Origin of the sequence: Micromonospora sp. LOL_023, assembly GCF_048060115.1 — a bacterium.
In the GTDB taxonomy this organism is placed as follows: domain Bacteria; phylum Actinomycetota; class Actinomycetes; order Mycobacteriales; family Micromonosporaceae; genus Micromonospora_E.
The window spans coordinates 1-240 of the sequence record NZ_JBHMIM010000226.1; the positions used below are offsets into that span (position 1 = coordinate 1).

A 240-nucleotide genomic window follows, 5' to 3' on the forward strand; every position below is an offset into this window, starting at 1 on the left:
TCAAGTCAAGTTGAGACGGTTTGTTCCTGCTGGGTTGGCGGGTTGATCCAGGCCTGCTCGGGCAGCTTCGGTGCGCGTGGCCGGCGGGTGAACCGGTCTGGGTGAGCGGCGTGGGCGCGTTGGCGGTGCTCACGAACCTGCTCGGCGGTGCCGTAGTGCACCGATTGCACCAGGATCTTCGGGTCGCGCTGCCCGGCGATCAGCGCGGCCATCATCTCCCGTCCGGAGGTTCCGAAGATG

1 pseudogene is annotated in these 240 nt (G+C 66.7%); it reads right to left on the reverse strand.

Annotation, left to right across the window (positions count from 1 at the left end):
- Positions 1-5: 5 nt before the first annotated feature.
- Positions 6-240 (reverse strand): annotated as a pseudogene (locus ACFHVL_RS31555) (hypothetical protein); the annotation flags it as partial.